Origin of the sequence: Streptomyces sp. NPDC090499 (assembly GCF_044769305.1) — a bacterium.
Taxonomy (GTDB): Bacteria; Actinomycetota; Actinomycetes; order Streptomycetales; family Streptomycetaceae; genus Streptomyces.
Genome location: NZ_JBIVXP010000001.1, coordinates 1,181,977 through 1,207,370, shown reverse-complemented (window position 1 = coordinate 1,207,370; position 25,394 = coordinate 1,181,977). Strand labels below are relative to the sequence as shown.

Sequence of the window (25,394 nt, the reverse complement as noted above, 5' to 3'; positions counted from 1 at the left end):
CATGTCCGAGGACGACAAGACCCCGGCCCGCCAGATCATCACCGACTACGCCCAAGCGCACTTCCGGTACTTCCGCACCATCGACGGCACCGTCTACGCACAGCGCAACGGCCACCCCGTCGCCCGCCCCATCCGCTCCCAGGGCACCAACGGCAGCCACCGCCAAGAACTCATGGTCGGCCTGTTCAGGGACGGGGTCGGCGTGTTCAACGGCACGGCACTCAAGGAGGCACTCGACTTGATCGAAGCACTCGCCCTGACCGAGGACGTACAGCCCACCCACATCCGCGTCGCACCCGGCTTCGACGGAGCGACCTGGCTCGACCTGGGCCGCGTCGACGGCAAGTCCGTCCGCATCCACCCCACCGGCTGGGACATCCGCACCCCCGACCCGCAGGAAGTCTGCTGGCGGCGCACCCAGCTCACCGGCGAACTCCCGCTGCCGGCCAAGGACACCGACGGCAAGGGCATCGACCTCCTGCTCCGCCTGTGCAACTTCGCCAGTGCCGAGACCGAGTGCCTGGCTCTCGCCTGGCTCATCGGCTGCCTGGAACCGTCCGTGCCCGTCCCCGCCCCCTTCCTCACCGGCCCCCAGGGCGCGGGCAAGTCCACCGGCGGCCGAATGCTGGTGCGGATCATCGAAGGAATGAGCGGCGACCTGCGCCGAGCACCCAAGGACGAGGAGAACATGATCACGGCAGTCGCCGCCGGATGGGTCACCGCCCTGGACAACCTCTCCCACCTTCCCCCGGACCTGTCCGACCTCATGTGCTGCATCGTCACCGGAGCCGAGAGCATCAAACGCGCGCTGTTCACCGACGGCGACGTCGTCCGCTCCCGCTACCGGCGCCCCATGCTCCTGACCGGAATCGACGTCGGCGTCATCCGCCCCGACCTCGCCGAACGCCTCCTCCCGCTCCGTCTCGTGCGGCCCCAGGTGCGGCGCACCGAGGCGGAGCTTTGGACGGAGTATGCGGAGATCCTGCCGGTCGTTCTCGGCTCCCTGCTCGATCTGACCGTGAAGGTGCGGGCCGCCGCCGCGGAGACACCCACCGACCTGCGGATGGCCGACTTCGCCCACCTGTGCGCGCAGCTCGATGTGGCTACCGGCTTCGGCGCGCTGGCCGCGTACCGGGCCAGCCTTGACGACCTCAACGACGACGTCATCGAAGGAGACTTGCTGGCTCAGACGGTTCTGCAGCACGCCGCCGGCCTTGAGCCGGGCGCGGAAGTCCGCATGACGTCCTCGGAGTGGCTGCACTGCCTCACCAGCCTCTACAGCGGCGAGGAATGCCGTCCCCTGCCCAAGGGCTGGCCCACCACCGGCAAGGTCCTCTCCGACCGACTCAAGCGGCTTCAGCCGACCCTCGCCGCCCGCGGCGTCCTCATCGACTGGGGCCGCACCAGCTCCGCCCGCTACATCGAAATGACCCGCCCCCTGCTCACGCCTCCGAACCAGCAGGAAGCGGCGTTCTGACCCGCGCCACCGCCGCGACGACCAAGCAAGAGGAGCACCCCGCGCCCGGGTGCTCCTTTTGCTGTTCCGGCGGCGTGCCGCCGCTGCACAAGTCGCGCCGCGCAGCGGCTCCTTCTTCACGGTCTGAGCCGCGCACAACCACAGACACCACCCCGTCTTTTTCCTAAGAGAGGAAACCCTGCGTCACCCACGTCACCAGCCACACGAAACCCATCACTGACCAGCAGCAACAGCGATGACGCAGACGGCCAAAACCTGTGTCATCCCACGTCATCCGTGTCACGCGTGACAGAGCCTCGCGCTGCCCTGTGACACGCCCCGCGCGGCCCGCGTCACCCCATAGACGCAGGTCAGGAACCCAAATGACGTGCGTGACGCGATGACGCAGAAATCCGCACCTCGGACACAGCCCGGCACCCCGGGGCGGGACTTGCTCCTCCTCTTCCTCACCGGAAGGACCTCATGAAGAAGTACCTGACGACTGCGGAAGTCGCCGAGCGCTATCGCACATCGCCCTCGACCATCCGCTACTGGCGCTACGCCGAAACCGGTCCGCAGTGCTTCATACGGCGCGGTCGACACGTTCTGTACGACGCCGAAGCGCTCGACAAGTACGACGCTGAGGAGATCGGAGGCCGGCGCGCAGCATGACCCGAAACAGCAACGCCCCTCACCTCATGGCCGATTCGGCTTGCTCTGAGGGGAGGGGCACCGATGGCTGAGGTGTACGACCGATGGCACCTCTCTCGCCCTCCGGTCGACGCTGCGCCCTGCGAGGCGCACAGCAGCAAGACACAGACGCTGTATCCCAGCACCGACCACGGCACAGGGAAACGCTGGCAGGTGCGCTACCGGGACTTGTCCGGCAAGCAGTGCAAGGAGAACTTCGAGAAGAAGACTGCCGCGGACTCCCGCGCGGCCAAGGTGACGGCCGAACTGGACGACGGCACCTTCGTGAACCGGGAGTTGGGCAAGCAGAAGTTTAGGGCCATCGCTGAGCGCTGGCAGGAAACGGCTGTTCACCGCGAGCGGACCGAGACAAACGTTGAGCGGGCCCTGCGGCTGCACATCTACCCGACGTTCGGCGATCGGGCGATTGGGCGAATTGAGCGGGCAGACGGACAGAGGTGGATCAAAGAGCGGTCGGCGGTCATCGCGCCGTCGACCTTTGCGACGCCCTGGAACGTCTGCACCAGCATCCTGAAGATGGCCCACCAAGAGGGAATCATCCCGAAGTACCCATGGGAGGGGCTGAAACCGCCGGAGGTCTTCTATCCGGAGATCCACCCGCTTCACCCGGAGGCAGTGAAGGCGCTCATCGTGACCGCCTCTCCCCGGTACCGCGCCCTGGTGAGGCACGCTGCATCGACCGGTCTACGGCAAGGTGAGCTATTCGGGCTTGAGGACGGAGAGCCCGCCGAGACTGTGACGGTCAAACAACAGTTGATCGGCCCGGACAAGGGGGTGCCATACCTCGGGGAACCGAAGACCAAGCAGAGCTATCGGTCTGTTCCGCAGGGGCGTTCGGTCGTAGACGAGATTGCACGGCACCGTGAGAAGTTCCCGCCTCGGGTCGTGCACATCGAGGATCGGACGAACCCCCGGAAGCCCGTATGGCGCCATGCCCGGTTGCTATACACCAGCGAGACCGGCGGAGCGATCCGGCGCGGGAGCTGGGCGAAGGTGTGGGCCCGGAACGTCAAGCGGGCAAACGCGCACCTGAAGAAGTCAGGCAGCAAGGTCCGCGTCCCCGAGGACACGACGCTTCACGATCTGCGTCATTTCTATGCCTCGGTTCTGATCAAGAACGGGGCGACGCCGAAGCAAGTACAGATGAGGCTCGGTCACGCCAAGCCGTCGATCACGCTGAACGTCTACACCCACCTGTGGGAGGCGGAGGAGGACCGGACTGCCGGCATGATGGAGGCTGCGCTGAACGATGTGCCCTGAGAGTGCCCTGAGAGGGGCGGCAGACCCCTAGTTCCCTGGTCAGGGGGCTGGTCTTGCACCCTGTGCGGGGGTGCCGCCCCTTGGTGCGTCAACGGCTGGGATCCTCCACGCTTCGGATCCTGCCGTTCAGGAAGCAGCCATCGCGGCGGCTGTTCCGCTCCTGGACGCTCCGGAACCCGAGTCGGACCAGGCTCAGCCGAGACCGCGATGCGCGGCCCACAACGCCCCGGCGCGGCTGGCCGCGTCGACAACCAGAGCAGCCAGTTCTGGTGCGTCGGGGACGGGGAACGAGACGTATGCGCCCCGACCACCGCCGACTGGTCGGCCATAGGCTTTCGCGGCGAGGCGACCGTCCGGGAGAAGCCGGATATTGAGTGTGGTCAGTTGGAACTCTTCACCACGTCGAGTGTCCGTCCAGCGGAGCGCCTGCGGGATCGTGACGTTGATCGCCAGAGCGCTCACTTCCAGGTCGCTGCTAATGGGCGGATGCTCTCACGCGAGTCGCACGGGCGGCGGGTGAAAGCAGGGAGTTTGATCACGACTCCATACGCGCCCTAGCTGCCGGCCTCGGCTGCGGTGGCCTGTCAGAGCAGACCGAGGTCGTCGAGTTCCTTGTACAGGTCGGAGCGCGGGGAACCGGGGCCGGGCTGTGGGGCGTTGCCGGCGGGCGGTGTTCTCGGGGCGAGGGCGCCGGTGGCTTTGCGCGGGGCGCGGCGGTCGCGGAAGAGCCAGGCTCCGACCAGGCCGCCGAGCAGCCCGCCGAGGTGGCCGAGCCAGCTCACGCCGGGGGTGCCGGGGACGGCCACGGTGAGGAGGTAGGCGAAGGACGCGCCCATGACGATCCCGATCAGCGTGTCGATCAGGTGCCGGTCGAAGAGGCCCCGTACGACGACGTAGCCGAAGTAGCCGAAGATCAGTCCGCTGGCGCCGACCGTCGCCACGTCGCCGTGCTCGAAGAACCACACCACCAGGCCGCTGCTCACCGCGATCAGGAGGGTGAGGCCGAGGAACCGGGCCACTCCCCGGTAGGCGGCGAGGAAGCCGAAGACGAACAGCGGGCCGGAGTTGCTCTCGATGTGCGCCCAGCTCCAGTGCAGCAGCGGTGCGACCAGGATGTCGGGCAGGGTGCCGACGTCGCCGGAGACCACCGCGTAGTCCCGGGAGAGGGCGTAGTGGTCGGAGTAGTTGGCCAGTTGCACCAGCCAGACGACCGCCAGCAGACCGAACATCACGAAGAACGCCTTCCGCGCCTCCGCGATCATCTGCTCGGGACTCATCGGTACCGGTACCGGCCGGTCCTTCTTCGGTACCTTCTGCGATTCCTTCTTCGGCCTGTCCACGGTGGGCTCCCCCCTCGAACCGCTCGAACGCCGTCGCGTCCCCACCACGGCGCACTCTACGGGAGCCCACTGACAGCCGGGCCGGCTGCAGGGCCGGTTACAGGGCCGGTTCCGTCCACAGGTCCGCCGGTACCACGCCGACGGAACGGCCGTGTGCGTCCAGCAGGCGGCCGAGGAGTTTGTCCTGGCGCAGGGTGATGACCCGGTCCGCGATGTCGAGGGCGGGGTGGGCCGCGGCCAGCTGGGTCTCCAGGCGGAGGATGTCGCTGACCGAGTGCAGGCTGGCCTGGAGGACGAGGTTCTGCGGGCCGCTGACGGCGGCGCAGTTGCGGGTCTCGGGGAGGCGGATGAGGGACTGGCCGACCTCGGGGAGGTCGGCGGGCGGCACCCTGGCCCAGAAGGTGACGGCGACCGGCCAGCCGCCGAGGGGGCGGGCGAAGTCGCAGCGGAAGCGGAGCAGACCGTGGCGGGTGAGGGCCTCGACGCGGCGTTTGGCGGTGGAGAGGCTGACCCCGAGGTCCCGCGCCAGGGTCTGGTAGGGCGCGCGGCCGTCGTGGGCGAGGCGGACGGCCAGGGCGCGGTCGGCGGGGGTGAGCTGCCGGTGGGTGGTCCGTTGCGCGGTGGGGGCGGGCGCCTGCGGCGTCAGCCGGGCGCGCTGGGCCGGGGCCAGGGCGGCGATGCGCCAGTGGCCGCCCTCGGTGAACATGTGGGTGACGATCCGGGACCGTACGGCGGTGATGCCCGGCAGGTGGGGGAGCAGGTCGAGGGTGTAGCGGGACAGGGCCGGCAGGCCGGGGGTGGCGACCGTGGCGAGGATGTCGTGGCCCGAGGCCGTCCGCTCGATCGTCACCATGTGCGGGTGGCCGCCCAGGGCCTCGGCGACCCGGGCCGTGCTCCCCGGGGCGCAGTCGATCACGACGTACGCCACGCAGATCTGCTCCAGCAGGCGCGGGCCGGGCGAGAAGCCGACCCAGGCCGTGCCCTGCGCGGAGAGGCGGTGGAAGCGGCGGGCCACCGTGACCGGGTCGACGCCCAGGGCGCGTCCGAGCTCGGTCCAGGAGGCGCGCGGGCTCAGCTGCAGCGCGTTGATCAGCGCCAGCTCGTCCTCGCTCAGCAGGGGCGGCACGGGCACGACGGCGGCAGCATCCTGCGTCCGTTCGTCAGCAGAGCGGGAATCCTGCGTTTCGGAGTCGTCGTGCGCCACTCTTCCATTGTGGACTTCCAGGGGCCCGCACCCCCGCGGGCCCGGGGCGTGAAGAAGGGCCGGAGCATGGCGTTCGCCGACTACCAGAACGAGATCTACCTCGACGGGCTGCGCGGGGTCGTGCCGCAGTTCCCCATGACGTACGGCGATCTGGAGCCGTCGGCCCTGGCCGCGCTGCCCCCCGCGGTGCGCTCGTACGTCGCGGGCGGCGCCGGTGACGAGCGGACGCAGCGGGCCAATGTCGCCGCGTTCGAGCGCTGGGGGCTGGTGCCGCGCATGCTGGTGGGGGCCACGGAGCGGGACCTGTCCGTCGACCTGTTCGGGATGCGGCTGCCCTCGCCGCTGTTCATGGCCCCGGTCGGGGTGATTGGGCTGTGCGCGCAGGACGGTCACGGTGACCTCGCCGTCGCCCGCGCCGCCGCCCGGACCGGCGTACCGATGGTCGCCTCGACGCTGACCGTGGACCCGCTGGAGCAGGTGGCCGCCGAGTTCGGTGACACCCCGGGCTTCTTCCAGCTCTACACCCCCACCGACCGCGAACTGGCCGAGAGCCTGGTGCACCGGGCCGAGCGGGCCGGGTTCAAGGGGATCGTGGTCACCCTGGACACGTGGATCACCGGCTGGCGGCCCCGCGACCTGAGCACCAGCAACTTCCCGCAGCTGCGCGGGAACTGCCTGGCCAACTACACCGGCGACCCCGTCTTCCGGGCCCGTCTCGGCAAGAACCCGGAGGACGACCCGCAGGCCGCCGTCGCGCTCTGGGCGGGGATCTTCGGCAACCCGCTCACCTGGGACGACCTGCCCTGGCTGCGGTCGATCACCGATCTGCCGCTGATCCTCAAGGGACTCTGCCACCCCGAGGACGTCCGCCGGGCCAGGGACGCCGGCGTGGACGGCGTCTACTGCTCCAACCACGGCGGCCGCCAGGCCAACGGCGGCCTGCCATCCCTCGACGTGCTGCCCGAGGTGGTCGAGGCCGCCGACGGCCTGCCGGTCCTGTTCGACTCCGGGGTCCGGACGGGCGCCGACATCGTCAAGGCGGTCGCGCTGGGCGCCACCGCCGTGGGCGTGGGCCGTCCCTACGCGTACGGCCTCGCCAACGGCGGTGAGCCCGGCCTCGTCCACGTCCTGCGGGCGCTGCTCGCCGAGGCCGATCTGATCATGGCCGTCGACGGCTACCCGACGCTCGCCGACCTCACGCCGGAGGCGCTGCGCCGGGTCGCCTGACCGGTGGGGCCGCCTGACCGGTGGGGCCGCCTGACCGGTGGGGCTGCCTGACCGGTGGGGCTGCCCTGGCCGGCAGGGCAGCCCTGCCGACCAGGGCAGCCGGTCTGTCAGTCGGTGCCGGCCGTGACCCGCTCCCAGCGGTCGTACTCGGCCATCAGCTCGGCGAAGCGGCCGCGCACCATCTCCAGACCGGCGGTGGCCACCGCCAGGTGCAGCGGGGGCGCGTCGGTGCCGGTGACGTCGGCGACGGCCGCCATCGACCGCACCAGGTTCCCGCGCACCGCCTGCTCGGCGAACCCGGCCATGGTGGCGTAGGCGGGCGCGTAGTCCGGGATGGAGGCGGCGGGGAGCTTCGCGTTGCCCTCGAAACCGGTGTCGAAGCCGGCCGGTTCGACCAGGGTGACGTGGATGCCCAGCGGGGCCAGCTCCAGGGCCAGGCCCTCCGTCAGGTTCTGCACGGCGCTCTTGGAGGCGCAGTACACGGCCATCGTGGGCAGGCTGACGTGGCCGCCCATGGAGCCGATGTTGAGGATGTGGCCCGAGCGGCGCTCCCGCATGTGCGGGAGGACGGCCTGGATCACCTGGACCAGGCCCACCACGTTGGTCTCCAGCTGGTCGCGCAGCTGGTCGGGGCTGATCTCCTCGACGGCGCCGACCTGGCCGTAACCGGCCGCGTTGACCAGGGCGTCGACGGCGCCGAAACGGTCGACGGCCGCCTTGACGGCCTGCTCGACGCCGGCCGGGTCGGTGACGTCGAGGCGTGTGACCAGGACGTTGCCGAGGCCGGCGAAGGCCGGGTTGGCCCGGTCGGTGTCCCGCATGGTGGCCGCGACGTTCCAGCCGCGCGCCGCGTACTCGAAGGTCAGAGCCTCTCCCATGCCGGTGGAGGCGCCGGTGATCAGAACGGTCTTGCTCATGATGCTCTCTCTCGCGTGTGTGCTGTGCCCCCCGGTCGCCTCCTGCTTCACTAAACAGAATCGACAAAACATGTATAGCACGCCCAGTCGGTATGGTGTGCATATGACCGCGACCCGAGGGGACACCCAACGCCGTGAGCAGGTGCTCGCGGCGGCGCTGACCGTCTTCGCCACGTTCGGCTACCGCAAGACGTCGATGGACGCGGTGGCCCGGGCCGCCGACATCTCCCGCCCCGGCCTGTACTTCCTCTTCTCCGGCAAGGAGGAGCTGTTCCGCGAGACCATGCGGCAGGAGCTGGACCGCGCGCTGACGGACGTCCGCACGGCACTGGCCGCCCCCGGCGCGGACCTCGAGACCCGCCTGGCGGCCGCGCTCGACGCCCACCTCGGCCGGTACGTCGGCACGCACCTCAACGAGGGCGTCGACGAACTGCTGGAGCACGGGGCCGCGCAGCTCCACGACATGTACGACGACTACCGGGACGCCTTCCTCGACACGCTCGCGCAGGCGATCGCCGACTCCGGCCGTACCGCCGACTCGGGCCGTACCGCCGACTCCGGCCGTACGGCACCCGGCGACGTCACGCCGCGCCAGATCGCCGAGGTCCTGCAGGCGGCCGGCGAGGGCTGGAAGCACCGGGTCGGCGACCGCGCGGAGTTCGTGCGCAGGCTGGGCGTGGCGGTCGCGGTCGCGTTGCGCCCGTAGGGGTTCTCCGGCGGTCCGGGGAAACCGTGTTGAGGGGTCGGGCCGCCGTGCGGAAGGCTCCGCAGGTATGGAGTTCTTCTGTTATCACCGTGACCGGGCCGGTTCCGCGGCGTTGCGTGCGGAGCTGGTGGAGGACCACTGGGGCTACATGGACGGCTACGCGGCCGGGTTGATCGCCCGGGGGCCGACTTTCCGCGCCGGTGGTGCGGAGCCGAGCGGGAGTGTGCACGTCGTGGACCTGCCCGGCCCCGCCGCCGCCCGGACGTTCGCCTTCGACGAGCCGAACCACCAGGCCGGCGTGTACCGGGACGTGCTGCTGCGGCGGTGGCGCAACCTGCTGGGGCGGACCATGTGGGAGTTCCCCGGCGGCCCGGCCGGCGGCGACCGGTACCTGGTGCTCGGCCTGGGCCCGGTGCACGCCGACGGCGCCGCCGGCGAGCCCGGCGGCCTGCCGGCCGGCACCGATCACGACGACCTGATCGCCTTCGGCCCGCTGCTGTCCGACGACGGCACCACCTGGGTCGGCACGGCGGCGCTGGTCCGGGCTGCGGACCGGGACCGGGCGCTGGGCGTGCTGGCGCCGGTGCGGTACGCGGACGTCGAGGTGCACGAGTGGGAGTTCGGCGGGCGACGGTGACCTGGACGGTGATGTGCACCGTGGACCGGGACCGGGACCGGGACCTGGATCAGGACCGGGACCTGGATCGGGAGCGGGACCGGGACCTGGATCGGGAGCGGGATCTGGACCGTGGCCTAGACCGCCAGGCACTCCGCCAGCCGGTCCGCGAATCGGGTGACGCGGTCGAGCCGGGGGCCGGTGCGGGCGATGCGGAAGCCGTGCCGGCGGCCCCAGAACGACGCCTGGACGGCGTGCAGCTGGGCCCAGCGGCGGACGCGTTCGCGGTCGAGTTCCGCCGCTTCGGCGAAGACGTCCAGGAGGCGGTGGGCGGTCTTCGGGAGGTCGTCGCACTGCAGGAGGCTCAGCGCGCGGGACTTGAGGAGGGTGCCGCCGTCGTACGCCGGGTCTCCCGCGTAGCCCTTGGGGTCGACCGCCAGCCACGGCTCCCGGTCCGCCCGCAGGATGTTGCGGGCGTGCAGGTCGCCGTGGATGAGGGTGTCCGGCTGGGTCCGGCCCAGTTCGCGGGCGGTGGCGAGGGCCGCGTCCAGTGCCCGGGGCGGCAGGGCGTGGGGCAGCTCGGCGGCGTCCTCGCGCAGCTCCGCCGCCCAGGCGTCCGCGCGGTCCCGGAGCCGGGGCAGGTGCGGCGGCGCCGGGACGGCCAGGCGGTGGTTCAGGCGGCCGGCGATCGTCATCACCGTCTCGTCGTCGGGCTCCAGTGCCGCGAGCGTCGACGGGTGGGCCCGCTCCAGGAGGAGGGCGAAGCGGGCGTCGTCGCGCCGGTGCAGGCGGACCGCGCCACGGCCCGCCCACGCCTCGAACGCGTCCGGCTCGTGGACGTTGCCGGGGTGCGGGAAGGACACCTTGACGACGCAGGGGAGGCCGGCGGGCCGCACGCGGACCGGGACGATCACACCCACACCGCCGTGCGTCACCTCGCCGTCCGGCACGCAGTCCCAGCGCCGCAGCAAATCCTCGACCGTGGCCGGGAGTTCGCCGATCCACGCCGCCCCAGGGTCGCCCTCGCGCTCGATCGTGCCCCGCACCAGCGCCTCCGGAATGCCGATCATCCTGGCACCCTACGCGGCGCTGACGAGCTCACGCGGGCACACCGGGCGAAAGTCCGGACCCCGGCGGACCGTTCGGTCACCGGGGACGCCCTCAGGCCGCCCGTACCTCGTACGCCGTCACCCGTACCGTCTCGTCGTCCAGGCAGGCGCCGCTCTCCAGGTCGAAGCGCTGCTTGAGGAGCGGGGAGGCCACGAACGGGCGGCCCCGGTGGGTGCCGGTCAGGCCGCGGGAGAGGACCGCGGCGCCGCCGAAGGGGTCGCGGTTGTCGATGGCGTAGAGGCGGTCGGCGCGGTCGCGGAAGACGGCGGCCTGGCGGCCGTCAGGGAGAAGTACGGCCACCCCGCGGCCGGGGGTGAGCAGGCTCAGGTCGCAGACCGCGAACCAGGTGTCCGCCAGCCGGAGCTGGACCTTCAGGCCGGTGGTCTCGGGGGCCAGGGTCATCGCTGGGCGCTTCCTTCCAGAACGGTCGCCGTGCCGTCCGGGCGGCGCAGGCCGATGGACAGCAGCGGCAGGTCGGGCTTCATCTGGTCCCGCTCGGGCACGAAGCCGACGACCGGGTCGGGGGTGTCGGGGGCGTTGACGAAGGAGACGAACCGGGCGAGCTTCTCCGGGTTGTCGATGGTGGTCGCCCACTCGTCGGCGTAGTGGGCGACGTGCGCCGCCATCAGGGACTCCAGCTCCTCGCAGATGCCGAGGGAGTCCTCGACCACCACGTCACGGACGTGGTCCAGGCCGCCCGGGATCCGCTCCAGCCAGGTGGACGTGCGCTCCAGGCGGTCGGCCGTACGGATGTAGAACATCAGGAAGCGGTCGATCAGCCGGACCAGTCCGGCGTCGGTGAGGTCCTGGGCGAGCAGGTCCGCGTGGCGCGGGGTGGCGCCGCCGTTGCCTCCGACGTACAGGTTCCAGCCGTTCGCGGTGGCGATGACGCCGAAGTCCTTCGACTGGGCCTCCGCGCACTCGCGGGCGCAGCCCGAGACGGCGGACTTGAGCTTGTGCGGCGACCTGAGCCCCCGGTAGCGCAGCTCCAGGTCGATCGCCATCCGCACCGAGTCCTGGACGCCGTACCGGCACCAGGTCGACCCCACGCAGGACTTGACGGTCCGCAGCGCCTTTCCGTACGCGTGGCCCGACTCGAAGCCGGCGTCCACCAGCCGCGTCCAGATCAGCGGGAGCTGCTCGACGCGGGCGCCGAACATGTCGATGCGCTGGCCGCCGGTGATCTTCGTGTAGAGGCCGAAGTCGCGGGCGATCTCGCCGATCGTGATCAGGCCCTCCGGGGTGATCTCGCCGCCGGGGATGCGCGGGACGACCGAATAGGAGCCGTTCTTCTGGAGGTTGGCGAGGAAGTGGTCGTTGCTGTCCTGGAGCGCCGCCTGTTCGCCGTCCAGGACGTAACCGCTCGCGCCGATCGTCGGGGCGAGGGACGCGATGACCGACGCCACCGCCGGCTTGCACACCTCGCAGCCGTCGCCGCTGCGGGCGTCCTCCCGGCCGTACCGGTCGAGCAGGTCCCGGTAGGTGCTGACGCGCAGCGCGAGGACGATCTCGTACAGCTCCTCGCGGGTCTGGGCGAAGCAGCCGCACAGGCCCTTGTCGACCTCGATGCCGGACGCCTCCAGCTCGGCCGTCACCAGCTGGCCGAGCACCTTGACGCAACTGCCGCACGTCGTACCGGCCTTGGTGCACTTCTTCACCTCGGGCACGGTGCTGCAGCCGTGCTCCGTGACCGCGCCGCGGATCGTGCCCTTGCGGACGTTGTTGCAGGAGCAGATGACCGCGTCGTCGGGCAGCGCGGCCGGGCCGAGCTGGACGGACTCACCGGCACCGGCCGGCAGCACCAGCGACTCGGGCGGGACCGGCGGCACCGAACCGGTGAAGGCCTTCAGGGTGCCGTACGCGTCCGCGTCGCCGACCAGGATGCCGCCGAGCAGGGTGCCGTCCCGGCCGATGACCAGCTTCTTGTACAGGCCCGAACGGGCGTCGGAGTACACGACGTCCAGGCAGTCCTCGGCCGTGCCGTGCGCGTCGCCGAAGGAGGCCACGTCCACGCCGAGCAGCTTCAGCTTGGTGGACAGGTCGGCGCCGGTGAAGGCGGCCTCGTCGGCGGCGATGGTCGCGGCGGCCGTCCCGGCCTGCTCGTAGCCCGGCGCCACCAGCCCGTACACCCGGCCGTCCGCCGCCAGCGCGCACTCGCCGATCGCGAACACGTGCGGGTCGGCGACGGTACGGCACTGCTCGTCGACCGCGATGCCGCCGCGCTCGCCGACGGTCAGCCCGCAGTCCCGGGCGAGCTGGTCCCGCGGCCGGACACCGGCGCTGAACACCACCAGGTCGGTGGCGAGTTCGGAACCGTCGGACAGCTTCATGCCCGTCACGGCGCCCGCGGCGTCGACCACGATCTCCTGCGTGCCGACGCCCGTGTGGACCGTCAGCCCCATCTCCTCGATGGTGCGCAGCAGGGCCGCGCCGCCGCCCTCGTCCACCTGCACCGGCATCAGCCGCGGCGCGAACTCCACGATGTGGGCGGCGAGTCCGAGCCCCTTCAGCGCCCCGGCCGCCTCGAGGCCCAGCAGCCCGCCGCCGACCACCGCGCCCACCGTCGCCCTCGACTTCGCGTACTCCTCGATCGCGAGCAGGTCCTCGATCGTGCGGTAGACGAAGCAGCCGGTAGCGTCCTTGTTGGGGACCGGGGGCACGAACGGGTAGGAGCCGGTGGCGAGTACCAGCGTGTCGTACGCAACGACCCTGCCGGACCTGGCCGTTACGGTCCGTGCGGTGCGGTCGACCGTCTCGGCCGGGTCGCCGAGGTACAGCTCGATGCCGTGTGCGTCGATGAACTCCATGTCGGTCATGGAGAGTTCGTCGGGGGTCCGGCCCGAGAAGTACGAGGTGAGGGCGACCCGGTCGTAGGCGGGGCGCGGCTCCTCGCACAGCACGACCACGCGGTGCGTGGCGGTCAGGCCGCGTTCGGCGAGCGCCTCCAGGAAGCGCTGCCCGACCATGCCGTGGCCGACGAGCACGATCGTGGGGGTGGCCCCGGGGGTGGCGGTCATCAGGAGCCTCCGTCGTCGAGGAGCAGGGGAAGCGGGAGAAGCGGGAGAAGCAGGGGAAGCGGGAGAAGCAGGAAAGGCGGGTCAAGCGGGGCCGGCGGGGGAAGCGGCGGGCGGAGCCGGGGGCAGCCGGGCCTGGTGGGCGTGGGGCGGGGGCGGGCGGTCGCCTCGGGGGAGTGGCGGCGGCCGGTCGGCACCGCGGCGAGCGGCACCCGGCGGCACGGGCGCCGCTCCTCACCGCCGACGCGCGGCACGGATGCCTCGCGCGGCACGGGTGCCTCGCGCGGCACGGGTGCCTCGCGCGGCACGGGTGCCTCGTGCGGCACGGATGCCTCGCGCGGCTCGCGTGGCTCGTGCGGCTCGTGCGGCTCGCATGTGCGGCGGGTGTCGCGCGGCTCGCGCGGTTCGCACGGCACCGGGGCGCCGGTCACCACCACACGCGTCTTCGAGGTCATGTCCAGGAGCCTGCGGGGCCGACGTTACCCGGCCGCATCACCGCTGTTTCCCGGGAGGAACGCTGCCCTCTTCGGGGAGCGGGGGTGAGTGTGAGGGGCCCGTGGGGAGGAGAGGCGGCCGCCGGTCAGCGGCTGCCGGTCAGGTGGGCGAAGACGACGACGTTCCCCTGGTAGCCGGTGGTGCGGGAGTAGCCGCCGCCGCAGGTGATGACCCGGAGCTCGGGGCGCTTCGCGGCGCCGTACACCTTCTCGTCGGGGAAGTCGCGGGCCTGGTAGACCTCCACCGCGTCGACGCTGAACACGGCGACGCTCCTGTCCTGCCGGTCCACCTCGATGGCCGTGCCGCGCCTGAGGCTGCCGAGGTCGTAGAAGACGGCCGGGCCGTCGGTGTTGTCGACGTGCCCGGCGACGATCGCGGTGCCGGTCTCACCGGGGGTGGTGCCGGCCTCGTACCAGCCGGCGAGGTTCTTCTGCTTGGCGGGCGGGACGTCGAGGCTGCCCGAGGCGGTGAGGCCGAGGCCCATGAGGGGGGCGTTCACGCGGATGGCGGGGATGCGGATGCGGGTGGGCGGGGAGGGCGGCAGCGCGGGGGCCTCCAGGCGCTCCTCGCCGGGGTCGGGGCGGCCCTCGGCGGCGGACGGCTGCGGCGGCGCGTCGTGCGGTCCGCTGCCGGGGCCGAGCAGCCATACGCCGGAGCCGAGGGCCATGACGGTCACGGCGGCTATCGCGGTGTCCCCGATCCTGCGCATGTGAACCCCTCTCCCTGAGGTGAGAACTTCAAACGAGGGGGTGGGCCGCCAACGGCGGTGAGAGCCTCTGGCGAAGGTGACCCCCTCCCCCTCCGGGCCGCGAGGGGCGTCGGACCCGGAGGGGGTGGGATGTGCGGTACCGGCGGACGGACAGCGGAGGGTGTCCGTCAGAACGCATCGCCTCTCGCCCGGCGATGCAGGAGCCAGGTACCGCCCGCGGCGGCGACGGCCAGAGCCGCCACGCCTGCCGCGGTCTGCACGGGGTCGGGGCCAAGGGCACCACCGACCCCCGTCTTCACACTGCCGTGGGGCTGCACCTGCTGCCCTGCGGCCGGCGCCAGTGCCACCACCAGGTCCCCGGTCACCTGCCGGTTCCCCGCGGCGCACTTCGCGACGATCTCGTACGTCCCCGGTTGCGCGCTCGGCGGCACCTGGAACTGCCCGATCGCCTCGCCTTCGTGCGTGCTCGGCGCAAGGGTGAACGTGCCGGCGCCGACGGAACTGGCGTCCCCGACCGCCGTTCCCTTCTCGCCGCAGGCCGCCGTGTTCACGGTGACCTGGCCGCCCGCCGCCGCGGTCGACGGGTACACGTCGAGGCTGCCGGTCGCGCCGCCGTACGCCGGCGCGACGGCGAGTCCGGCCGTGGCCACGGCCAGCGCGGTCCCGGTCACCAGACGGGCGGTGCTTCGCATGGTGCTCCCTCGGTCGAGGTCGTCCACTCCCTTGCTCTACCGAGGTAAAAGCCAACCGCCCGGCCGCGCTCCCTGAGGCACCGTCAGTTTTGGGATGAACGGGTGGCACGGCGGACGGCCGAGGAGCCCGTTGAGGGTGAATACGGGCAGGTCAAGGGGGTTGCGCAAGCATCAGTATGAAGAACACACGAATGGTGGGGGGTGGGGGGAGTGAACGGGTGACCCCCTCCGGGGCCTGCCGCCCGCGACAGCCGCTCGGGCGGGCGGACGGGTGCTGCGGGCGCGGGCGAGGCCGGACGCGTCGAGGGCGCGTGCGCCGGACGGCCGGGCCGCGCCTGCGGAGCTACGGCATCCCCTGCACGCGCTCCGGTGTCGTCCGGATCGCCGCGATGTCGAACTGCAGCCGCACCGTCTCGCTCACCATCGCCCCGCCCTCCGCCAGGCGGGAGTTGTAGGCAAGTCCCCAGTCCATGCGGTTGATGGTGGTGGTGCCGTCGAAGCCGACGCGCTGGTAGCCGAAGGGGTCCGTGACGTTGCCGATGTAGGTGAGTTCCAGGTCCACCGGGCGCGTCGTCTCCCTGATGGTCAGGTCGCCGGTCATGACGTAGACGTCCGGCGCTTTCAGGCGCACCGCCGTGCTCTGGAAACGCATCCGCGGATAGGCCGCGGAGTCGAGGAAGTCGCGCCCCGCCAGATGCGCGTCCCGCTGTTCCACGCCCGTGTCGACGCTCGCCGTGGACAGGATGATCTCCGCCTGTGAGCGGGCCGGGTCGCGGCCGTCGAAGTAGAGGCGGCTCTTGTACTCGGTGAAGGCCCCGCGGACCGTCGTCACCAGTGCGTGCCGGACCGAGAAACCGATTCTGCTGTGGGCCGGGTCGATGATCCACTCGCCGGTGAGGGCGGCGAGGGCGGGGTCCAGGAGGACGGGGGCCGAGGTGGGGGAGGTCGGCGCCGTCGCCGGGCGTGGGGGGACCGTGGGGGTGCGGCGGGACGTGTGGGGGCGGCTGAACAAGTTCATGATTTATCTAGTTAGTCGACTCGGGGAATTGCCGCAAGTGCTCGCCAGGACAAGGGAGTTCGGGAATTCCGTATACCGTCACCGAAACTGCACACCGTCGTCATGAGATCCACTCAGGAAGTGCTCGGTATTTCCCGGGTTCCATGTTTCCCGGTTTCCTTGAATTGCGCTATTCCCCGTTGTCTGGGCTGTATGTGACGGCCGCCCCGGTTCGTTCGCCGGGGCGGCCGCCCTCATGCGCCGCCGCCCTCATGCGGCCTGGCCGTCGCTCAGTTCACGTTCACCGCGCTCCACGCCGCCGCGACCGCGTTGTACTCCGTGCTGCCGTTGCCGTACAGGTCCTTCGCCGCGTTGAGGGTCGCCGTGCGGGCCCCCGCGTAGTTCGTCGAGGACGTCATGTAGACCGTCAGGGCGCGGTACCAGATCGCGCCCAGCTTGTCGCGGCCGATGCCGGTGACCGTCGAGCCGTTGTACGTCGGGGAGTTGTAGCTCACGCCGTTGATGGTCTTCGGGCCGCTGCCCTCCGCCAGCAGGTACGCGAAGTGGTTCGCGACGCCGGAGGAGTAGTGGACGTCCAGATTGCCCACCGAGGAACTCCAGTAGTCCGCTGAACTCCCGTCCTTCGACGGCTGGTCCATGAACCGCAGCGCCGCCTTCCCGAAGCCGGAGCGGACGATCTTCTCGCCGATCAGGTAGTCCCCGGGGTCCGACGCGTTCCCCGCGTACCACTCCACGAGTGTGCCGAGGATGTCGGAGGTCGCCTCGTTCAGGCCGCCGGACTCGCCGGAGTACGTCAGCGCGGCCGTCTTGGAGGTGACCCCGTGCGTCATCTCGTGGCCGGCCACGTCCAGCGCCACCAGCGGGCCGAAGGTGGTCCCGTCCCCGTCGCCGTACGTCATGCAGAAGCAACTGTCGTCCCAGAAGGCGTTGTTGTAGCTGTTGCCGTAGTGGACGCGGTTGTACGAGCCCTTGCCGTCGCCCGCGATGCCGTTGCGGCCGTGGACGTTCTTGTAGTAGTCCCAGGTCTCGTTGGTGCCGTACTGGGCGTCGACCGCGGCCGAGGAGCGGTCCGAAGCGGCGCCCGTGCCCCAGTGGTTGTCGGCGTCCGTGAACACCGTCGACGGCGCCCGGCTGATGCAGATGCCGAAGATGCACAGGTCGGTCTTGTTCGCCGCGTCGCCCGTGTACGTGTTGCCGCGGGTCGGGTCCGTGAGGTTGTACGTCGAGCCGGACTGCGTGGTCTCCAGCGGGACCGTGCCGCTGTACAGCGACTTGCCGTCGCCGGTCGCCGTCTCGATGCTGTCCCAGGCGTCGATCTGGGCGCCGGTGCGGGCGTCCGTCAGGACCGTACGGGCGACCGGGTTGCCGAGCGAGTCCCTGCCGACGGCGTTGGTGCGCCAGGCCAGCTTCGGGGTGCCGTGCAGGGCGTCGACGACCAGCTGTGGCCTGGCCTGCACCTGCTTCAGCGCGTCGCCGAGGTTCGCCGCCCGCAGCGCGTTCACCGCGAGGTCGGCGGCCTTCGGGGCGGAGACGTCCGGGACGGTCGATGCCAGGGATATCCGGCTCCGGGTCGCCCGGTCGGCGCTGCGGTACGCGCCGTCCGACTTCAGATGGACGACGAAGTCGCCGCCCAGGACCGGGAGCTGACGGTACGTGCGGTCGTAACGGACGTGCTGGGTGCCGTTCCTGTCCACGATCACGTCGCGGACCGAGGTGCCCTCGGCGGACGTGAGGCCGAGGGCGGTGGCGTGCTGGAGGAGTGCCTGTGCCGCGTTCGCGATCGCGGTGGCCCGGGTGGGTCTGGCGTCGGCGTGGGCGGCGGGGGAGAGCGCGGCGGCCAGCAGGGTCGCGGTGGTGGCGGCGACGCCGGCGGTGGCGAGACGGGAAACTCGGGTGTTCCGGGTCCGGCTCATCGGTCTCCTTGGAGGTGCGCCTCGAAGGCGTGGGGGTGGCGCTGATGACGACTGAGATTTAAGAGGCCATGACATGTCATGTCCATAGCGCCTCCATGGAGATGTGTGTGGAGGTGGAGGGGGTGCAGAATCCTTCCTGTGACCACCCGGAACCCCCGTCACCTCCCGTTCTTCGTCTACGGCACGCTCCGGCCCGGCGAGGTCAACCACGACGCGTACCTGCGGGGGCGGACGGAGACCGAGGAACCCGGCCGCCTCGACGGGGCGGTGCTCTACGACGGGCCCGGCTACCCCTACGCCGTCGAGGAGCCCGGACCGGCGACCGTGCGCGGCGAACTGGTCACCGCACGCCCCGAGTCGTACGACCGGCTCCTCCTGGAACTCGACGCCTTGGAGGAGTGCGTGCCGCAGGACCCGGCGAGCCTGTACGTACGCGTCGCGCGGGACGTCGTACGGCTGCGGGACGGGGCCGCGGTCCGGGCCTGGGTGTACGTCGCCGGGCCCGTGGTGGCCGGGAGGCTGCGCCGCGACGGGCGGCGCATCGACGGCGGCGACTGGCTGGGCCACGGCTGAGCGGCGGAGGCCGGAGAGGACGGTCGGGGCGGTCTCCACGCCGACCGGCGTGCTTCCGGTGTGTCACGTCCCGTGACGGACCCGGGTCGCCCGGCCGGAACGGTCAACCGCCCGCGGTATCCCAGCCATCGTGAGAACCGATGGCAGGCCGGCGGCCGCCGGCACCGGCCCCGCCCGGGGCTGACGGGCGCCTGGTCTGCCGCTCTCCCTCCGCCCGGCAACCCCCGCAGGTGGCTCATTCCCCACCCCTGTTGGCCGGTCCCGCCCCGTTGAGTCCTCAACGGGCCCGACTACAGTCGTCGTCTGCCACCGCAGCCCCGCAGCCCCGCAGCCCCGCAGCCCCGCAGAACCCGGCAGAAGCCGGCAGGACCCCGCAAGACCGCGCCGGACCCCACGCGCCCGGCAGGACCCCGTAGCACCCACCCCGCACGCCCTGGCACACCCCGTACGACCCGCACGGCGCCCGACCCCCGCCCTGACCGGGCCCCGCCGCTCCCGGACTCGGCCTCCCCCACTCGCAAGAGCCAGCCAGGAGGTCTCCGAGCCATGCCTCTGCGTCACCTGACCCCCCGCGACCAGCACCTTTTCTGGCAGTACGGCCGCGGCGCCGACGTACCCGTCCACGAACCGCTCGTCCACCGGGCCATCGAGCGGCACGCCATCGCCCACCCCCACGCCGTCGCCGCCGAACACCACGGCGCGACCCTCACCTACGGCGAACTCGACCGCTACGCCGGTGCCCTCGCCGCCCGGCTGGTCCGCGAGGGCGTCCGGCCCGGTGACCACGTCGGCCTGTTCGCCCGGCGCTCCATCCCGATGCTGGTCGGCCTGTTCGCCGTCCTCAAGGCGGGTGCCGCCTACGTCCCCCAGGACATCGGCCGCACGCCCCCGGACCGGCTCGCCGACGTCATCCGCACCGCGCGCACCCGGGTGATCCTCACCCAGAAGGAACACGCCCCGCGCGTCCCCCTCCCCGGCGGCCACCGGCTGATCGCCCTCGACGACCCGGCACCCTACGACCCCGGGCCCATGCCGCCGCCGCTGCCGCCGCACCCCGACGACGGCTGCTGCGTCCTCTTCGTCCCCGGGACCGCCGGCCGCCGCACCCACGGCGTGCGGCTCACCCACCGCAACCTCGCCAACCTGCTGCTCACCGAACCCGGCGGGCTCGGCATCCGCCCCGGCGACCGGGTCGCCCAACTCCTCGGCATCGCCTCGGCTCCCGCCGCCTGGGAGATCCTCGGCTGCCTCACCCGCGGCGCCACCCTGGCCATCGGCGGCACGGACACCGGCGCCGCGGCCCGCACCGCGACCGTCCTGATCGCCACGCCGGCCGTGCTGTCCGGCATCGACCCCGCCGGCTGCCCGCACCTGCGCACGGTCGCCGTCGCCGGGGAACCCTGCCCGCGCCCCCTCGCCGACCGCTGGTCGAGCCGGGCCGCCCTCCTCCACAGCCGGGGCCCGGCCGAGGCGGCCCTCGCCACCACCATGGGCCGCCGCACCCCGGCCACCGGGCGGCCCCTGCCCAACAGCACGGTGTACGTCCTCGGCGCCGACCGCCGGCCGTTGCCCATCGGCGAGACCGGCGAGGTGTGGGCGGGCGGCGACTGCGTCCCGGCCGGCTACCTCGGCGACGACACCCTGAACGCCGAGCGGTACGCCCCCGACCCGTTCCTCGGCGCCGGCCGCACCATGCTCCACACCCGCGGCCTCGGCCGCTGGACCCCAGACGGCCACCTGGAACACCTCGGCCGCGCCGCCGACCGGCCGTTGCTGCGGCTCGCCGGGGAGCGCCCGGCGGGCGCGGTGACGGTCCGCCGGTAGACCCGGCCGCGACATGCGGCCGGCCGACTGCGGCGCCGTCGTGGCCGGTCGTGCGGTTCCTCCCCCGGCCGGAGGCTGCTCAGTGCGCCGCCCCGGCCAGGGCGGCGGCCACCCCCGGCTCCTTCTTCCCGAGGAACCGGGGGTTCGGCTCGAAGAGCACGTCGAGGGCCGCCTTCCCCGCCGCGAAGACCTCCCGCGTGCCCCCGTAGTACCAGGTCACGTCGTGCTTGGCGTCGACCCCGACCCCGTACGACGTCACCCCCGCCGCCTCGCACAGCGCCACCGCGCGCCGGATGTGGAACCCCTGGCTGATCAGTACGGCCCGGTCCACGCCGAAGATCTTCTTCGCGCGGACGCAGGAGTCCCAGGTGTCGAACCCGGCGTAGTCGCTGACGACGCGTCCGGCCGGGACCCCGTGCCGGGTGAGGTACGTGCGCATGGCGTCCGGCTCGTCGTAGTCCTTGCGGCTGTTGTCGCCGGTGACGAGGACGACCTTGACGCGGCCCTCCTTGTACAGCGTCGCCGCCGCGTTCAGGCGGTTGGCGAGGTACGGCGACGGCTCGCCGTCCCACAGGCCCGCGCCGAAGACGACCGCGACGTCGGCGCGCGGCACGTCCGCCACCGTGCGCAGCCGGCCGGCCGTCGAGACGTACAGCCAGGTGGCCGGCAGCAGCGCCAGCACGCACCCGGCCATCACGCCCTGCACCAGGCGCCGCCGGCCGGCACGCGTCCGCGGCAGCCGCGGTCGGCGGATCCTCATACGCTCGTCCCCCCTGTGATCCCCGTGGGCTTCGACCATGGAGGACGCAGCGCAGCGGGTTCCGGTTCGCTCACAGCGCGCGGGTGCGTGCCGTGAAGGGCCGGAAAAGACGCGTGACGGCCAGGCAACGGCCGCGCAACCTCGCCCGGCGAGGATCCTCGCATGACGGTGACCGACCTCTCCCCGCGCCCCGGCCCGCCCGCCCTGGTCCTGGTGGCCCACGGCAGCCGCGACCCGCGCGCGCTCAGCACCGTACGGGCGCTCGTGGACCGGGTGCGCGCACGGCGCCCCGGCCTGCCCGTGCGCCTCGGTCACATCGAACTGAACGAGCCGCTGCTCCCGGACACCCTCGCCGCCCTCGGGGACACCGAGGCCGTCCTGGTCCCGCTCCTCCTCGGCCGCGGCTACCACGTCAAGCGGGACATCCCGGCGACGGCGGCCGCCGCCGGCGCCCGGACCCGCGTCGCCGCCCCGCTGGGCCCGCACCCCCTGCTGGCCGACACGCTGCACGCCCGCCTGCGGGAGGCGGGCTGGCGCCCGCGGCCCGCGAGCGCCGTGGTCCTGGCGGCGGCGGGTTCCCGAGCCCCCGACTCCGCGGCCGACACCAACCGCATGGCCGACCTCCTCGCCGCCCGCCTGGGCGTCCCGGTCCTCCCCGGCTACGCCTCGGCCGCGGCCCCGACGGTCCCGGAGGCGATCACCGCGCTGCGGGCGAGGGGCCGCCGCCACATCGCCCTCGCCTCCTACTTCACGGCCCCCGGCCGCTTCGCCACCGAGTGCGCGGCCCACGCCCCGTGGCTCGCCTCGGCCCCCCTGGGAGCCCACGACGCGATGGCCGACCTGGTCCTCCACCGCTACGAGCAGTCACTGGCAACGCCGGTGACCGCAGCCGCCTAGGGGTGCGTGGATCGCTGCGGGTGCGTTGTGGCTGATCGCGCAGTTCCCCGCGCTCCTTCAGGTCGGCCCGGTGGACCCACCTTCTTGGGGGCGCGGGGAACCGCGCGACAAACCCCCACGCACCCGCAGCCGCAAACGCAACCCGACCCGGCGGACGAGTAGGCCCACCAAACACCCATTTGTCACTACCGCCCCGTACTGTCGAACCATGGCAGTCCCCGCACCCGCGCCTTCTTCGGCCTACGACCCGGCGTCAGCCGACCGCTGGGCCCCCGAACCCGACAAACGCCCGGGCCGCACCGCCTTCCAGCGCGACCGCGCCCGCATCCTGCACTCCGCCGCCCTCAGAAGGCTCGCCGGCAAGACCCAGGTCGTCACCCCCGGCACCTCCGCCCAGGCGTGGGACGCCAGCCCCCGCACCCGCCTGACCCACTCCCTCGAATGCGCCCAGGTCGGCCGGGAACTGGGCGCCGCCCTCGGCTGCGACCCCGATCTCGTGGAGGCCGCCTGCCTCTCCCACGACCTCGGCCACCCGCCCTTCGGCCACAACGGCGAACAGGCGCTGAACGAGTTCGCCGACGACTGCGGCGGCTTCGAGGGCAACGCCCAGTCCCTGCGGCTCCTCACCCGCATCGAGCCCAAGCGGTTCACCCCCGAGGGCTCCGTCGGCCTCAACCTCACCCGCGCCGCCCTGGACGCGGCCACCAAGTACCCGTGGCCGCGCGGCGCGCACCCCACCGCCCCGGCGTCCCCCAAGTTCGGTGTGTACGAGGACGACCGGCCGGTCTTCGACTGGGTCCGCAAGGAGGCCCCGGGCACCCGCACCTGCTTCGAGGCCCAGGTCATGGACTGGTCGGACGACGTCGCCTACTCCGTGCACGACGTCGAGGACGGCCTGCACGCCGGCCACATCGACCCCAACTGCCTGCACGCGGAGCCGGAACGGCAGGAGGTGTTCGCCGTCGCCGTCGGCCTGTACGTGCCCGCCTCCACCGACCCCGCCGAACTCGCCGCCGCCCTCGACCGGCTCCAGGACGAGGAGTGGTGGCCGCACGGCTACGACGGCAGCGCGGTCGCCCAGGCCCGCCTCAAGGACGCCACCAGCCAGCTCATCGGCCGGTTCTGCCTGGCCGCGGAGGCCGCCACCCGCGAGGCGTACGGCGGCGGCCGCCTCACCCGGTACGGCGCGGAACTCGTCGTACCGCGCGCGGCCCGCATGGAGTGCGCGGTGCTCAAGGCCATCGCCCACCGGTACGTCATGCAGCGCGCCGAGCAGGAGCGGCTCCGCGCCGACCAGCGGGTCGTCGTCGCCGAACTCGCCGAGGCGCTCACCGCCCGCGCACCCGACGGACTCGACCCGCAGTTCCGGGCGCTGTTCGACGCGGCCGGCGACGACCACGCCCGCAAGCGGGTGATCGTCGACCAGATCGCGTCACTCACCGACGCCTCCGCGCGGTCGCTGCACGCGCGGCTGACGGGACGTATGTGAACACTTTGTGACGCTCCGCGACTCCCGCTGGCCTGATCGGGGCAAGATCGCGTCAGCGGGGGTCACTCCCTCTTCCCGCATCACGCTGCGTGCGGGAGGCTCACAGTGCGGCGCATGTGGGCGGCATATGTGGCGGCACCCTTACGAGGAGGCATCAAGTGGTCGACGCGGACCAGACATTCGTCATCGTCGGAGGCGGACTCGCCGGTGCGAAGGCGGCCGAGACGCTCCGAGCCGAGGGCTTCAGCGGCCGGGTGATACTGATCTGCGACGAGCGCGACCACCCCTACGAGCGGCCCCCGCTCTCCAAGGGCTACCTGCTCGGCAAGGCCGAACGCGACAGCGTCTTCGTGCACGAGCCCGCCTGGTACGCGCAGCACGACATCGAACTGCACCTCGGCCAGACCGTGGACCGCATCGACCGCGCCGCCAAGACCGTCCGGTTCGGCGACGACGGCACCCTGGTCCGCTACGACAAGCTGCTGCTCGCCACCGGAGCGGAGCCGCGCCGCCTCGACATCCCCGGCACCGACCTGGCCGGCGTCCACCACCTGCGCCGCCTCGCGCACGCCGAGCGCCTCAAGGGCGTCCTCGCCGCCCTCGGCCGGGACAACGGGCACCTCGTCATCGCCGGCGCCGGCTGGATCGGCCTGGAGGTCGCGGCGGCGGCCCGGACCTACGGCGCCGAGGTCACCGTCATCGAGCACGGGCAGACCCCGCTGCACAGCGTGCTCGGGCCCGAACTGGGCAACGTCTTCGCCCAGCTGCACGAGGAGCACGGGGTCCGGTTCCGCTTCGGGGTACGGCTCACCGAGATCGTCGGCCAGGACGGCATGGTGCTCGCCGCACGCACCGACGACGGCGAGGAGCACCCGGCGCACGACGTCCTCGCGGCGATCGGCGCGGCGCCGCGGGTCGGGCTTGCCGAGGCGGCCGGCCTCGATCTGGCCGACCGGGCGCAGGGCGGCGGGATCGTCGTCGACGAGCGGCTGCGGACGTCCGACCCGGACATCTACGCGGCCGGCGACGTGGCCGCCTTCCCGCACGCCCTGTTCGACACGAGGCTGCGCGTGGAGCACTGGGCCAACGCGCTGAACGGCGGCCCGGCGGCGGCGCGGTCGATGCTCGGGCGGGACGCCGTGTACGACCGGGTGCCGTACTTCTTCACCGACCAGTACGACCTGGGCATGGAGTACAGCGGGTGGGCGCCGCCCGGGTCCTACGACCAGGTGGTGATCCGGGGGGACGCCGGGAAGCGGGAGTTCATCGCGTTCTGGGTGAAGGAGGGGCGGGTGCTGGCCGGGATGAACGTGAACGTGTGGGATGTCACAGAGCCGATCCAGAAGCTGATCACTTCGCGGGCGGCGGTGGACACCGATGCCTTGGCGGATCCTCATGTGCCGTTGGAGTCGCTCGCCTGAGGGGCTGCGGGGGTCCGGTTGTCCCGCGGGTGCGGGTGGTGC

Annotated in this window: 24 protein-coding genes; 11 read left to right on the top strand and 13 right to left on the bottom strand. The window is 72.2% G+C overall.

Annotated elements, in window-relative coordinates; all coding sequences use genetic code 11:
• Window position 1 precedes the first annotated feature (1 nt).
• From ACIQVL_RS05585 to ACIQVL_RS05575, 3 genes are all read left to right on the top strand, one after another.
• Window positions 2-1,477 carry an ATP-binding protein gene (locus ACIQVL_RS05585; protein WP_403474507.1) on the top strand — a complete coding sequence of 492 codons (1,476 nt, stop codon included), beginning with the start codon at window positions 2-4 and terminating at the stop codon, window positions 1,475-1,477.
• 462 nt (window positions 1,478-1,939) lie between these two features.
• Window positions 1,940-2,128, top strand: a complete 189-nt coding sequence (locus ACIQVL_RS05580; protein ID WP_398882003.1) for a helix-turn-helix domain-containing protein — start codon at window positions 1,940-1,942, stop codon at window positions 2,126-2,128.
• Between the two features lie 63 nt (window positions 2,129-2,191).
• Window positions 2,192-3,427: a tyrosine-type recombinase/integrase gene (locus ACIQVL_RS05575; protein WP_403474506.1), complete on the top strand. Its 1,236-nt coding sequence runs from the start codon at window positions 2,192-2,194 to the stop codon at window positions 3,425-3,427.
• A gap of 192 nt (window positions 3,428-3,619) precedes the next feature.
• Here the strand turns inward: ACIQVL_RS05575 and ACIQVL_RS05570 are convergent, their stop codons facing one another.
• The 3 genes from ACIQVL_RS05570 to ACIQVL_RS05560 form a co-directional block, all read right to left on the bottom strand.
• The gene (locus ACIQVL_RS05570; protein WP_403427878.1) at window positions 3,620-3,907 is read right to left on the bottom strand and encodes a hypothetical protein; all 288 of its coding nucleotides are present in this window, start codon (window positions 3,905-3,907) and stop codon (window positions 3,620-3,622) included.
• A 104-nt stretch (window positions 3,908-4,011) separates the two neighbouring features.
• Window positions 4,012-4,767 (bottom strand): rhomboid family intramembrane serine protease, encoded by a 756-nt coding sequence (locus ACIQVL_RS05565; RefSeq protein ID WP_403474505.1) that lies wholly within the window; start codon window positions 4,765-4,767, stop codon window positions 4,012-4,014.
• Window positions 4,768-4,864: 97 nt separating this feature from the next.
• Entirely contained in the window at window positions 4,865-5,899 is a 1,035-nt protein-coding gene (locus ACIQVL_RS05560; RefSeq protein ID WP_403474504.1) for an Lrp/AsnC family transcriptional regulator, read from the bottom strand.
• Window positions 5,900-6,037: 138 nt separating this feature from the next.
• On the opposite strand from ACIQVL_RS05560, the gene ACIQVL_RS05555 reads away from it, so the two are divergent.
• Window positions 6,038-7,198 (top strand): lactate 2-monooxygenase, encoded by a 1,161-nt coding sequence (locus tag ACIQVL_RS05555; protein ID WP_403474503.1) that lies wholly within the window; start codon window positions 6,038-6,040, stop codon window positions 7,196-7,198.
• A gap of 107 nt (window positions 7,199-7,305) precedes the next feature.
• Here ACIQVL_RS05555 and ACIQVL_RS05550 read toward each other — a convergent pair whose 3' ends face one another.
• On the bottom strand, window positions 7,306-8,115 hold the full coding sequence (locus tag ACIQVL_RS05550; protein ID WP_403474501.1) for an SDR family NAD(P)-dependent oxidoreductase: 810 nt from the start codon (window positions 8,113-8,115) through the stop codon (window positions 7,306-7,308).
• Between the two features lie 103 nt (window positions 8,116-8,218).
• Here ACIQVL_RS05550 and ACIQVL_RS05545 point away from each other — a divergent pair, with 103 nt between their 5' ends.
• The gene (locus tag ACIQVL_RS05545) at window positions 8,219-8,821 is read left to right on the top strand and encodes a TetR/AcrR family transcriptional regulator (protein WP_403474500.1); all 603 of its coding nucleotides are present in this window, start codon (window positions 8,219-8,221) and stop codon (window positions 8,819-8,821) included.
• A 67-nt stretch (window positions 8,822-8,888) separates the two neighbouring features.
• Window positions 8,889-9,458, top strand: a complete 570-nt coding sequence (locus ACIQVL_RS05540; protein ID WP_403427889.1) for a YciI family protein — start codon at window positions 8,889-8,891, stop codon at window positions 9,456-9,458.
• Between the two features lie 116 nt (window positions 9,459-9,574).
• On the opposite strand, the gene ACIQVL_RS05535 is transcribed toward ACIQVL_RS05540, so the two are convergent.
• From ACIQVL_RS05535 to ACIQVL_RS05500, 8 genes are all read right to left on the bottom strand, one after another.
• Window positions 9,575-10,507 carry an aminoglycoside phosphotransferase family protein gene (locus ACIQVL_RS05535; protein ID WP_403427893.1) on the bottom strand — a complete coding sequence of 311 codons (933 nt, stop codon included), beginning with the start codon at window positions 10,505-10,507 and terminating at the stop codon, window positions 9,575-9,577.
• 91 nt (window positions 10,508-10,598) lie between these two features.
• Window positions 10,599-10,949 (bottom strand): nitrite reductase small subunit NirD, encoded by a 351-nt coding sequence (nirD, locus tag ACIQVL_RS05530; protein WP_403427895.1) that lies wholly within the window; start codon window positions 10,947-10,949, stop codon window positions 10,599-10,601.
• A complete protein-coding gene (nirB, locus tag ACIQVL_RS05525) occupies window positions 10,946-13,564 on the bottom strand; it encodes a nitrite reductase large subunit NirB (RefSeq protein WP_403474499.1) in 2,619 nt (872 codons plus the stop codon). The genes nirD and nirB overlap by 4 nt, the downstream gene beginning before the upstream one ends.
• Window positions 13,564-14,016 carry a hypothetical protein gene (locus tag ACIQVL_RS05520; protein WP_403474498.1) on the bottom strand — a complete coding sequence of 151 codons (453 nt, stop codon included), beginning with the start codon at window positions 14,014-14,016 and terminating at the stop codon, window positions 13,564-13,566. Before ACIQVL_RS05520 ends, nirB begins: the two co-directional genes overlap by 1 nt.
• 125 nt (window positions 14,017-14,141) lie before the next feature.
• A complete protein-coding gene (locus ACIQVL_RS05515) occupies window positions 14,142-14,765 on the bottom strand; it encodes a class F sortase (RefSeq protein WP_403427902.1) in 624 nt (207 codons plus the stop codon).
• Window positions 14,766-14,932: 167 nt separating this feature from the next.
• On the bottom strand, window positions 14,933-15,457 hold the full coding sequence (locus tag ACIQVL_RS05510) for a hypothetical protein (RefSeq protein WP_403427903.1): 525 nt from the start codon (window positions 15,455-15,457) through the stop codon (window positions 14,933-14,935).
• 343 nt (window positions 15,458-15,800) lie between these two features.
• A complete protein-coding gene (locus ACIQVL_RS05505) occupies window positions 15,801-16,475 on the bottom strand; it encodes a YceI family protein (protein ID WP_403474496.1) in 675 nt (224 codons plus the stop codon).
• Between the two features lie 269 nt (window positions 16,476-16,744).
• The gene (locus ACIQVL_RS05500) at window positions 16,745-18,388 is read right to left on the bottom strand and encodes a M4 family metallopeptidase (protein ID WP_403474495.1); all 1,644 of its coding nucleotides are present in this window, start codon (window positions 18,386-18,388) and stop codon (window positions 16,745-16,747) included.
• A gap of 138 nt (window positions 18,389-18,526) precedes the next feature.
• Here ACIQVL_RS05500 and ACIQVL_RS05495 point away from each other — a divergent pair, with 138 nt between their 5' ends.
• Entirely contained in the window at window positions 18,527-18,961 is a 435-nt protein-coding gene (locus ACIQVL_RS05495) for a gamma-glutamylcyclotransferase family protein (RefSeq protein ID WP_403474494.1), read from the top strand.
• A gap of 546 nt (window positions 18,962-19,507) precedes the next feature.
• Window positions 19,508-20,785, top strand: a complete 1,278-nt coding sequence (locus ACIQVL_RS05490; protein WP_403474493.1) for an AMP-binding protein — start codon at window positions 19,508-19,510, stop codon at window positions 20,783-20,785.
• Window positions 20,786-20,864: 79 nt separating this feature from the next.
• On the opposite strand, the gene ACIQVL_RS05485 is transcribed toward ACIQVL_RS05490, so the two are convergent.
• Window positions 20,865-21,545, bottom strand: a complete 681-nt coding sequence (locus ACIQVL_RS05485; protein WP_403427911.1) for a vancomycin high temperature exclusion protein — start codon at window positions 21,543-21,545, stop codon at window positions 20,865-20,867.
• 162 nt (window positions 21,546-21,707) lie between these two features.
• Between ACIQVL_RS05485 and ACIQVL_RS05480 the strand changes: the two genes are divergently transcribed.
• The 3 genes from ACIQVL_RS05480 (at window position 21,708) to ACIQVL_RS05470 (ending at window position 25,352) form a co-directional block, all read left to right on the top strand.
• Window positions 21,708-22,442 (top strand): sirohydrochlorin chelatase, encoded by a 735-nt coding sequence (locus ACIQVL_RS05480; protein ID WP_403427913.1) that lies wholly within the window; start codon window positions 21,708-21,710, stop codon window positions 22,440-22,442.
• 208 nt (window positions 22,443-22,650) lie between these two features.
• The gene (locus ACIQVL_RS05475) at window positions 22,651-23,931 is read left to right on the top strand and encodes a deoxyguanosinetriphosphate triphosphohydrolase (protein WP_403427915.1); all 1,281 of its coding nucleotides are present in this window, start codon (window positions 22,651-22,653) and stop codon (window positions 23,929-23,931) included.
• 158 nt (window positions 23,932-24,089) lie between these two features.
• Entirely contained in the window at window positions 24,090-25,352 is a 1,263-nt protein-coding gene (locus tag ACIQVL_RS05470; RefSeq protein ID WP_403427917.1) for an NAD(P)/FAD-dependent oxidoreductase, read from the top strand.
• Window positions 25,353-25,394 lie beyond the last annotated feature (42 nt).